Here is an 11,037-nt window from a genome sequence, read left to right as displayed (position 1 = left end):
TTTTTCATTTGAATCTCCGATCTATTTTTAATCGCAATAGAGATTATACAGGGATTTTGGAGCATTATCAATGGTTAATTATGAAACGAGTAGTAGATTTTTGGAAAAGAATGAGAGAAGTATTTAGTGAAAATTGACAAAAAGTAAAACTGTTTAATGGCAAAAACCAGCCCTCCAGAGTTGCTTCTAGAGGGCTGATTCTACTTTTTCACTATTAGTAAATAGATTATTTGAAGTTTTCTACTAATAATAGTTTTTTGTATTATTGTTTTTTATTTTGGGTAAGAATTATTCTTCGTCTTCTTTTCTTTTTTTGTTAATTAAAGTGATTCCGAATAATCCTGCAGCACCTGTTAATAATGCAAGTAATGAGTTTACTGCGTAATCAGCTGTCTTTGGTGAAGAAGTCTTTGAAGATTTCTTTGTTGATGTAGTAGCTTTGGCAGCTTTTGTAGATGTAGCAGCTTTAGCTGTGTTTGTTGTAGCTGTTGTGCCTGTACCACTTGAAGGTGTGATTGTTCCAGGTTTATTTTCATCTTCTTTAGTTGGATCTGGAACCTCGGGATCATCTTTTTCTTCAGGTGTTACACTTGCATCATCACCATAAGCAATAGCAAATGTTGAGAACTTATTTGCGTGTAATGTGATTGTGCTAGTATCTGAACTTACTTCAATATACTCTCCATATTCATTTGGAGTTGTTGAAATTACTTCAGCCAAACCATCATGCATTCTATATACAGCATATTGTTTCTTTCCTTGCTGTTCTGTAGGAACACTAATTGTGAATGAAACCAAGTTGTTGCCTAAATCTGTTATTTCAACAGCTTGATGAGCACCACCACCCGCTACAGGAGATATTGACTTTGTAATAGTTATAACGAATGCATAGCCAACATTTAATTTGTCATCTTTAATTTTTGTTACAATAGGTGCATCAACTGCATCTGGAATGGAAATTGAAGTCTTAATTTCTAATGCTTTTTCTTCAGTTGCATTTGCTAATGCATTTAATTCAGATGAAATATGACCAGATGCTTTTGCAGCTTCATATACTCCGTCTGGTTTTGTTGTAACTTTTGCTGTACTTTCAACCTTTTTATTAATTGTTGTCTTTACATTCTTATCATTTGCTTTTTCTTCTTTAGACTCGGCTGCAAATGTTCCAGAACCCTCTACTACTAATGTGAGATCATCATCTTTAAATTTATCTTTAGCTGGAATTGTTCCAACATATTTTCCACCTGTTGGTGCTAATTGAACCTGTACATTACCTGTTAATACACCTTTGATTGTTGCTGTTGGTGCACCATTTTGACCAACATCTGGAAAAGTATAACCAGCCTTTGGTGTAACAGTAACTGTTATCTGATCATCTTGAGTAATTCCTTCTTTTTTAGATACTGTAACATCAGCGCCTACTAATTTAGTATCATCCACTTTAATATTTGAAAGTGTCTCATAGGTACCACCACTAATATTTAAATCTACATTTGTTGTTACACTTTCTGGAGTATTTTCTGGAGCAGTAATTGTACATGTTGCACTTGTTTTATCTGCAGAAAGTACTACAGCACTCACTGTCACTTTGCCATTTGGAGACTCCTCAACTGTAGGAGCAGTTGCAAATTTTCTTCCACTCTTTGCGGTAATAGTTAATTTGGCAGTTTTATTTGTTACACAATCTAAAGTATCTTTATCAAGGCTATATGTGATTCCATCTGCAGCAGTGTTAGTCTTTGTTGGATGAAGCTTTAATTCTGCAAGAGAAACACTACCCCCTATGTTAAATGAACTTTGTTGAATATCTTTGTTAGCATCAACTGTAATAGGATGCGTTAATGTAAAACCACCACCAAGAACATAGCCATCCTCAGAGGCAACATTGAAAGTTACTGTACCGTTTTCTGCGCTAACACCATTCAAAGTAACTTGTGTATGAGCAGGTTTAGTTACAGTTACAGATTTTCCATTATATTCTTGTGTTGCACTTATATCAATTGATTGTGTTGTCGCATCATCCGCCTTAACCTCTTGAGCAAAACTACCAACAAGTGGAACATTTGGAGCTAAACTAGTGCCAACAACAGCAGCACTTAATAAACCAATAAGTAATTTTTTCTTTAAACCTCTAATCATCTTGAGTGACCTCCTTATTTGTCAGAGGATAAATTATGAAATACTGAACACGATGTGGAAACGTTTTGAAAGTTTTTCAGAAAGACTGTGTGTATCCAATAAGCCAATATAGAAACTTCAAAACATTAAAAATATTTATCATCTAAAGCTTTAGCTTTAATCTATTCGATTTTGTTTGAAAAAAATCATTTATCAAGTTTTTTTCACGCAAAAAAAAGAGAAATTCTTTTGTAATATTGTGAAATGCTATTTTAATTTATTTGAAATAGAAGAGTAAGTATTTAGAAATAATGAAAACTTATAATAAAAAACAGGAGTACAATGCCCTCAAGAACAAAATGGAACCCCTAAAATATAATGAAGCCAAAAAATTAAGAAAAAACAAAAAAGGTTAAGATAAAATAAAAAAATATGAAATCAAATAATATAAAATGAATAAATATAAAATAAAACCCAAAATCAATTAATAAATAATTAACTAAAATTAAATATATTCATGTTTTGAATAAAATAAAAATAAATGACGAAATAGGAGATGAGTGTTGTTGTGCTGTCATTTTTTAAGGAGGCAGTTGATATGGATTCAGTAACGAATACAATGTTAAGATTTATGCATTCGTACGAGGCTTATCGAGTGCCAAAGGGCACTAAAGTAAAAAATTCGAGGGGCGAAGAGACAGTATTATCGGAAGATGAAGATGTACTAGTTTTGACGGAAAAAGCCACCAACCAGATGAGAAAAGACAAGGATGAGTATGCTAAACAATTAGAAATAAACGCAAATATGGCACAAGAAAAGACAAATTTAGAAGCTAATAAGAAGGATGCACAGGATAAGGCAAAGATAATGGCAGTTTTTAGAAGTATGGCAAATGGTGATATGGTACCTGCATCGGATGAACGTAAGCTGATGGAATTTGATGACAAAATGTATCAGGCAGCAAAGGCTTTGCAGTTTTTGTCTAGACAAAATAAAGAGAGAATAAAGAAAAAAGCATCTGAGTGGGATGAAGATGAAGAATTAGCCCATGAAGAGAAGATGAGAGAGTTAGAGAAAAATCAGCGAGAGGCTAGGGATACAATTGGTCCAAATTTAAATGAATTTTCGGATAAACAGCGGCGAAATATTGTTGAAATACCAAGTGATAATATAGATTTTGCAAATATGAGAACAGTACAATTTGAGAGTAGTTTTGAAGGAATATTAATGGATTTTTCAATTTGAATACAAAATACAAATTGAAAAAAACGTTGAAATTAAAAGAAGGATGTCTTCCATATTATGATATAGGGAGACATCCTTTTTGAAAAAATCGTTTTGAAAAAATCGTTTTGAAAATGCTATATTTGATAACACTATATTTAATAACGCTATACTCAAGAATGCTAAATTATTTAAAGACTCAAGATTTAAGCATCTTCTCTTAAACGATCGAAGTTATTAGAACGCGTATTTATAAAGTGTAGTTTTATTACATAAGTAATTAATGCAATAATTGTTGTTAGTATTAATATTTCTAATGTGTTCATAAAATTATAAATACCGCTGGCGTTAAAAAGCATTTTTGAAAGCATTTTATTTATAAAGCAATATATAATATTTGCAATTATAATGGATAAAAAGATTTCAATTATTGTTTCGATTAAACTTGTTTTTTGTAAAAAATCTTTTTTAATACCGATGGCTCTAATAATAATCTGCTCTTTTTCATCAGATTTAGTAAAAATAATAAATACGTTTATGCTAAAAATTATTGCAACAAAAATACAGATTAAACCAAGAATTTTTAACATCTTAACATATCCATCTAAAACACCAAGCATAGCATCAACTATATTGTTTACACCGATAAATAAGGTGTTTTCAGAACTTTTAATAGATGCAATTGATTTTTTATTAATCAAATATTGATAATAATCAGTCATTGAATCTTGAGATGATGAGTTATCGTTTAAATTTTTCTCAAGATTGAATTTGACTTTAAACGAATCAAATGAACCATTAAAAAGTATTAAATTTGGATTAATTTTCTGGCAAACATAAATACCAGAAACTTTAAGTTTATACTGTGTTTGTGAAAAAGTGTTAATAGTCACTTCGTCGTTAAGTTTAATTTTGTTATTTTTGGCAAATTCATCACTGATTATTATTTCATTACTTGAAATAGAAGTGATATTTTTGCCTTTTTTAATTTTATATTTGTAATAATAGTCATCTTTTTCGACAAAACCTGCAGTAATATCTGAGTTGACTTTTCCATTTTTTGCGGTACATCTTAAACCATTTTTTATATAGATTTTAGAATATTTTTTTATTTGTTTTTCAAGTGAATTTTGCTCGGTGGTGTCAGTATTTTTTACCATTGCCATATAATTAAAAGGCAAATCATTCTTTAAAGTTAAATTAAAACTTTTTGAAAGTTCCTTAGGCAAGTTGTAGCCAAGCATTAAAAAAATATTCATAAAAACAAATGATAAAATTACAAGTGAGTAAGTAGTGGCGCGTTTAGAAACCTTTTTTAAAGTATATAATGTTGTTTTATTTATAAATTTAAGATTACATATTAATTTAATTAATATAAAACATGTTATAAAAAAGATAAGTAATGCAATAATTAAAATCATACTACTCACAAAAACAGATGCAGTTCCAACGTAAATTGAATATGCAAATAATGTAATTAAAGTAAAGAATGTGTATCGAATAAACGGTACAGTTTTTTTGTTTGGTATATCTTTTATTACATTATAAGGATTAGTTTTATCGATGGATACTGTTAAAATCCGAATATATACTGCATAAATAAATGCAAAAAAAGCGATTCCAACAACAGTTATCATAGAAAAAATACTACTTGTTTTAGTTTGTCCTAATCCATTTATTGCAAGTAACATATTTTCTAAAGGAGCACTGAAAATTCCACCTAAAACACAAGCAATAATTATTAAAAATAACATTTCGAAGAAAAATGCATTTTTAATAGAAGATTTTTTTACACCATATAACTGCATTATTGCATAATCTTTTTTTCGTTTTGCGAGCAACATATATGCACATGAAAGAGTAGTGAAAAGTGTAAAAATAAAACAAGTTGTATTCGCTAATGACACAATAACAAGAGATGTTTCTTGTTTATTATTGTTTTCCTTTATAACATCTTTTGTAGTTGAATATGTTGTGTCGTTTGATAACTCTTTTCTTAAACTTTTTTTTAGTGTAGATAAAAATTTATCTGTTTTTTTAGGTTGTTTTAAATCAATATAGAAAATATAAGCGTAAGGATTAGTTAATTCTATATTTGCTTTAATATATCCAAGCTGTTTTCCTTGTGAAGAAGAACCATATGGTAGTTTCTCTATTTGTACAACCTTTTTTTCTTTGTCAAGAAGCTTAATAGTGTCGCCTTTTGATAAATTTAATTTACTAGCGAGATAAGATGAAACTATAACTTCATTTACTTTTAGTTTATTACCATTTTGGTGCAAAACATTTTCACTTTTGTTATTCGAAACGGTAATAATATCTGTATAAAAGGATTGTGTTTTGTTTTTACTTGATTTTATTGAACCGTTTTGTGCTTTGCCAATAGTATAGTGTGTGATTTCATTATTGTGTGAATTCAAAAAGTCGTGTAGTTTCTGATTATCGCTAGAGGTTTGAATAGTTATATCACCACCGTTAATTTTTGTTGCCTTATTTTCATAAGAGGTAGTGATAGAGTTTGTAACTTTTGGAATTGAAATCGCAGTAGCAACAGCCAAAAGTATTGAAATCATAATGCAAACGTGAATTAAAAAGGAATTTTTTAATTGTTTCAAATTGTATTCACGATATAATTTAAGCCATTTCAATTAAGTTACCCTCCTGTAGCCTTACTTTTCGAGTTCCTTTTTGCCAAATATTATTATCATGAGTCACCATAACAATAGCGGTTTTATTTTTTTTGGCAACATCTAGAAGAAGTTGAAGAATTTGGCCGCTTGTTTTTTGATCAAGCGCGCCGGTTGGTTCGTCACAAAAGAGAACTTTAGGCTCATTGATAAGAGCACGAACAATCGAAACGCGCTGTTGCTCGCCGCCAGATAATTTGGTTACATCAGCATTTATTTTGCTACTAAGACCGACTTCATCTAACAATTTTTTTGCCTTATTAATTATGGATTTTTTTCCGTATTTTTTATAATCAGCTGGAAGTAAGATATTTTCAAGCACACTTAATGATGATATTAGGTTAGGATTTTGAAAAATAAGTCCAGTATAGTTTATACGAAGTTTTTCTAATTGTTTTTGAGATGAAAAATCAACATTAGTTCCATTGTATGTAATTTTTCCTTCATCGGGAGTTGTCAGTAACGAAATAATACTAAGCAACGTAGATTTTCCGCAACCGGAAGGACCAGCTATTGTAATGAAGTCTTCCGGTAGTATTGAAAAATTCACATTATCTAGGATTTGTTGACTTGATGACTCCGTTTTAAAAGTTTTACATATATTAATTAGTTTTATCATGCTTTTTTCTCCTAAAAAATGCTTTGATTAGTTCACTTAATGTCATATAAATGATAAAAACTAGTGGTAAAATATAAATAAAAATTTCATTTAAATGCGTAAGCACTAGGTTTACATCTTGGTGAATTAAATCAAGTTTTATAATATTAAAATACCCAACTAAGCGGTTCCAATTTTTAACGATATTAATCGAATAAACTATAGTAACAATAAGTGCAATTACAATACTTACAAGATAAAGATTAGAAAATAGGATATATTTTGAGTCTTTGTTCTTGCATATATCATTCTGTTGATTGTCATTTATACTGTTGTATTTGTGGATGTTACGTTGAGATTTTAATCTGTCAATCGTATTTTTTGATAAATTGTCAAGTTCTAAAATATCACAAAAAAGCCAATATCCGTCAAGTTTTATAATAGGTAACAAATTAATTATCACTGCAACAAAAATGGAAACATTTGTTAAATGATAGTTGATATCGCCTGTAAAATATCCGATAACGGAAAGTATTATCAATAAAAATAGTTGAAAATATGTACCGCCAATGTCAACAACAGCACGTTGTGTGTTTTTACAACGCCAAATATTTGACATATCTACAAACATTACAGGATAAAACAAAAATATTCCAAGGCCAACTTTGCCAACACGTACATTGTATTTGTATGCTGCAACAACATGCCCAATTTCATGTATAATTATATCTAAAGCTACAATGAGCAAAATTTTCACACTATTTACGCTTTTTAAATTCATATGATTTGAAACAAGAGCGTATGATGAATATGAAATTGAACAAAAAATGAGAAACAACATAAAAAATACAATTGATTTTTTATAAAAAAATCTCAGCTTTTCGAATAAAAATGACAATTTATCAGTTTCAAAGAGCTCGATTTTAAGCCATAAAAGAGAATCTTTATTAGGAACATATTCTGTACCTTCTATTAGTGAATTCGGTACAAGAATTTTATCAACAAAAATAGATAGTTCCTCAGTAGAGAGGTTGATTTCTTCTTTTTCTAATGCCAAATGTATATCTTCTAAACTAGATGATCCGTCAAATTTATCCAAAATTTTTTTGGCTGTTGCTGAGAGTTTTATGTGATGTTTTTTATCAAAAGATAAAATTATCTTATTATCTTTAGTGTGTTCACCTATTTCGTAAGGTTTTGTTTTTATAAAATCATAAGTCATTATGCACTTTCTCCGGCAGTTAAAGTTGGAATTACAACTTCATTTACATATGTATCAATTGTGGATTTGATATCACTACAAACAACGTCTTCCATAGAACCATTCTGGTCAATTGCTTTAATAGGGCATCCACCACCGCAAAGAAATGCATATTTGCAGTTGCCACATTTTTGGATTTTAAATACATTTCTATCAGTCCAAGCAAGGTAAGCTTCTTGATCGAAAGTTACTCCGTTTTCATCAAAAGTTCCAATGCTGTGTTTTCCTTTTCCACTATATGTTATGCAACTTGTAACAAGTCCATCTGGTGAAAAACATAATTCATTTTTAGATGTAGCTCCGCAATAGTGAGTTTTACAAAATTTATGTTTTGAGTGTGGATTAAAAAACATATTGAGATAACCAATACAAGGCGAAACAACTGATTTAAAAGTTGAAGAACCATCAGTTTTATAGCCACTTTTTAATAATCCTTCGAGTAATTCGGATTCTTCAAGAACAGTAGTTGATGTTCCAGAAAAGTCTACAACTGGTGAAAAATAAGGGATTACATATCCATGTTTATTCCATTGGTTATCAATAATAATTTTTTCAATTTCATTAATGCCAGAAATGTTTTCTGCATCAACATTTACTCTTAATGCAATTCGAATGTTGTTGTCGATAAGTTTTGTAATATTTTTACAGATGGCATCAAAAGTTCCTTTTCCATCGGCTCTAATTCTACGTTTGTCATGGATATCTTTTTGACCATCGAGTGTAATTTGAAGATTGATAACATCTTTAAATTCAACTAATGTTTCCATGTAATAATCAACTAAAGTACCATTAGAAACGATATTTACTTCTACGTTATTATCACGACTAAATTCTAGAATTCGTATAACAAGTTCTTTGTTTCCAGGAAGAAGTGGTTCTCCACCAAAAATTCTAATTTTAAGTTTTTGTTTGTTTTTTTCAAGAATTTCTTTGTGAGATTCTTTGATTTCTTTTATATATTTTAAAATTCCTTCAAGTTGTTCTTTTGTCATTTTGCAGTGATTAACGTGTTGTGCATCATCTTCAAAACAATATGTACAACGTAAATTACATCCTAAAGTTGGTAGGATAATAAACTCTGATGGAAATGAATTATTATAAAGAAAATCGCTATAAGATTTTACTTTTTGTAATAATGCAAGCTCGTCTTTTGGTGTTTCAAATAGATAACCACGTTTTTGTAAATCAGAGTATAATTGTGATTTCTTTGAAATAGCATCTGAGTTACCAGCTTTAACTTCATTAATTAAATTTAGTGAAGGAGTGTCGATAATATCTAAAGCTCCAGTCACAGTATTTATTAAAAGATGTTCATTTTCATTCATTTTATATGTTAAACAATATTTTGTGATAATCGCCATAATTTTTGATTCCTTAATCTATATTTTTCTACTTTTTTGGCATTTATTAAATAATATCTAAGAGAATATTTTAAAGAGGTTTATTAAGTTTTTGAGTATTTCTTTCCTAGATGTTATATATGTAAAACGCCTTATTTTAAAATAAGGATTAGATTCAATTAAATCTAATCCTTAATGTGTGATAACTGATTTTGATGTTTAATGTTAATTACTAGGGGTAAAATTAAACACTTCTAATTACCAGTTGAATGTGAAACAAAAGCATGTGAAGCAGTTGTTCCAGAAACAAAACTCTTCTCTTGTTTCCATTTCTTCTACAGAAATTTCTGTCCAAAGATTTTCATTAATGTTTTTCATGATAACTTCCTCCTCTAAAAATATTTAGTTAAATTAACACAAGTTGTGCACTTGTTGAATTCAGTTTACACTGCTAAAGAATGAAAGTCAATAGGAAAACTTAAATTTTATAGAAGAGTTATATACCTATAACTTCTTGGAATATATGAAACGATTTTTTCATATGAAACAACTGAAACAATTGTTTAAAATAAGAAAAAAATAGATATATTTTTTGTGCAAAATGTCAAATTAAAAATTTGGGAAATTTCTGATAAAGTTTTATAAAGTTTATTGAATTATATTTCTGATAGATATATTATAAATTCAATAAGCAAATCAATAAGTAAAACTGAATTTTATTCGATATAATAAGTGACACTTTGAATGTGATATTTAGATTGTTAAATATAAGAAAACTTATTTTTCTAGAATTACTTATTAGTTTGTTTTATGAATATAGCTGTTCAATACCGCTAGAAGTAACTTTTTTGTAAAAATGTTAGGAGGGTGTGTTTTAGTGAACTTATTAGAAAAGATAGCATTATCTGCTAAAGATGTTGGAACGACTGTATGTACAACAGTTAAAGAACATGGAGAATTTGCAAATATTAAATTAAAACAATTGGCAGCAGAAAGAGAATTGAATGAACTTTACCAGAAAATCGGAAAAAGATATGTTGATTTTGTAAGAAATGGTGAATTGATAGAAACTTTTGATGTTGAAGATTTATTAGATGAAATTGATCCAATTATTGATAAATATGAAACATTTAAAAGAGAGTACTCAAAGCAGCAGGCTTATGTGAGGGATGTTTACGATGAAAAAGAAAGAATAAAAGCTAAAAGAGAGTATGAAAAAGCTAAGGAACATCTTGCAAAAGCTTTAGAGATGGGAATTTTAAGCAGGGATGAATATGAAGAAAAAATAGAAAGAGCAAAGAGTAAAGTAGATTATTTTGATGAGATAAGAAAAATCAAAATGCAAAGAATGCTAGGTTTGATTACAAAGAGTGAGTATGATGAAAAAATCAAGAAGGTTCTCGATAGAAATAAACAAAAAGAAACGAATGATGATATTTAATTTTTTTACTTAAAAAAATTGGAAACTTTGTTATAAAATTTTAAACAAGAAAATGTAAAAGACTATGGAAGTGATGCAAGATTATGTGCATCGATTTCATAGTCTTTTTTATTAAAAAAACATCACGTTATCAATGGATTAAATAAAAAATTCACAATAAAGTCATTTTTATAAAAAATAGTTATAAAACACTCTTTAAATGGAAACATTCTTGTTGCTATTTACGATGGTAAAATTTGTAAAATTATGGTAATCTTTATGCAGTAACAAAATTTATAAAAAGTTTATAGTTGGTTTATGAAAAATTCATGTTTCTCTTGAAGTGAAAACATGGTGTTTTTTATGTCATCTTTTATTTTTCAAATTT

7 protein-coding genes are annotated in these 11,037 nt (G+C 28.9%); 2 read left to right on the top strand and 5 right to left on the bottom strand.

All coding sequences use genetic code 11. The features are described from left to right. Positions 1 to 288: 288 nt before the first annotated feature. The gene (locus BMY79_RS01310; RefSeq protein WP_074730320.1) at positions 289 to 2,139 is read right to left on the bottom strand and encodes a hypothetical protein; all 1,851 of its coding nucleotides are present in this window, start codon (positions 2,137 to 2,139) and stop codon (positions 289 to 291) included. A gap of 577 nt (positions 2,140 to 2,716) precedes the next feature. Here BMY79_RS01310 and BMY79_RS01305 point away from each other — a divergent pair. Continuing rightward, positions 2,717 to 3,364, top strand: a complete 648-nt coding sequence (locus BMY79_RS01305; RefSeq protein ID WP_022749288.1) for a hypothetical protein — start codon at positions 2,717 to 2,719, stop codon at positions 3,362 to 3,364. A gap of 185 nt (positions 3,365 to 3,549) precedes the next feature. Here BMY79_RS01305 and BMY79_RS01300 read toward each other — a convergent pair whose 3' ends face one another. The 4 genes from BMY79_RS01300 to BMY79_RS01285 are packed head-to-tail and all read right to left on the bottom strand — an operon-like array spanning position 3,550 to position 9,250. Further along, complete coding sequence (locus BMY79_RS01300) at positions 3,550 to 5,991, bottom strand: ABC transporter permease (RefSeq protein WP_074730319.1); 2,442 nt, start codon at positions 5,989 to 5,991, stop codon at positions 3,550 to 3,552. Beyond that, positions 5,978 to 6,649, bottom strand: a complete 672-nt coding sequence (locus tag BMY79_RS01295) for an ABC transporter ATP-binding protein (RefSeq protein ID WP_022749290.1) — start codon at positions 6,647 to 6,649, stop codon at positions 5,978 to 5,980. The genes BMY79_RS01300 and BMY79_RS01295 overlap by 14 nt, the downstream gene beginning before the upstream one ends. Continuing rightward, a complete protein-coding gene (locus BMY79_RS01290) occupies positions 6,633 to 7,850 on the bottom strand; it encodes a M50 family metallopeptidase (protein WP_022749292.1) in 1,218 nt (405 codons plus the stop codon). Before BMY79_RS01290 ends, BMY79_RS01295 begins: the two co-directional genes overlap by 17 nt. Next, positions 7,850 to 9,250, bottom strand: coding sequence for a radical SAM/SPASM domain-containing protein (locus BMY79_RS01285; protein ID WP_027422372.1), 1,401 nt, complete (start codon positions 9,248 to 9,250; stop codon positions 7,850 to 7,852). Before BMY79_RS01285 ends, BMY79_RS01290 begins: the two co-directional genes overlap by 1 nt. An 856-nt stretch (positions 9,251 to 10,106) precedes the next feature. Between BMY79_RS01285 and BMY79_RS01280 the strand changes: the two genes are divergently transcribed. Continuing rightward, positions 10,107 to 10,670 (top strand): hypothetical protein, encoded by a 564-nt coding sequence (locus BMY79_RS01280; RefSeq protein WP_022749296.1) that lies wholly within the window; start codon positions 10,107 to 10,109, stop codon positions 10,668 to 10,670. The last annotated feature ends 367 nt before the right edge of the window (positions 10,671 to 11,037 follow it).

Source organism: Lachnobacterium bovis, from assembly GCF_900111325.1.
GTDB lineage: Bacteria > Bacillota > Clostridia > Lachnospirales > Lachnospiraceae > Roseburia > Roseburia bovis_A.
The sequence above is the reverse complement of the archived record's forward strand: the minus strand, read 5'-3'. Positions and strand labels throughout refer to the sequence as shown.

Excerpts from the sequence above, each read along its gene's own strand:
- BMY79_RS01310 (WP_074730320.1), bottom strand. The coding sequence starts at position 2,139 with ATGATTAGAGGTTTAAAGAAAAAATTACTTATTGGTTTATTAAGTGCT.
- BMY79_RS01305 (WP_022749288.1), top strand. The coding sequence starts at position 2,717 with ATGGATTCAGTAACGAATACAATGTTAAGATTTATGCATTCGTACGAG.
- BMY79_RS01295 (WP_022749290.1), bottom strand. The coding sequence starts at position 6,649 with ATGATAAAACTAATTAATATATGTAAAACTTTTAAAACGGAGTCATCA.
- BMY79_RS01290 (WP_022749292.1), bottom strand. The coding sequence starts at position 7,850 with ATGACTTATGATTTTATAAAAACAAAACCTTACGAAATAGGTGAACAC.
- BMY79_RS01285 (WP_027422372.1), bottom strand. The coding sequence starts at position 9,250 with ATGGCGATTATCACAAAATATTGTTTAACATATAAAATGAATGAAAAT.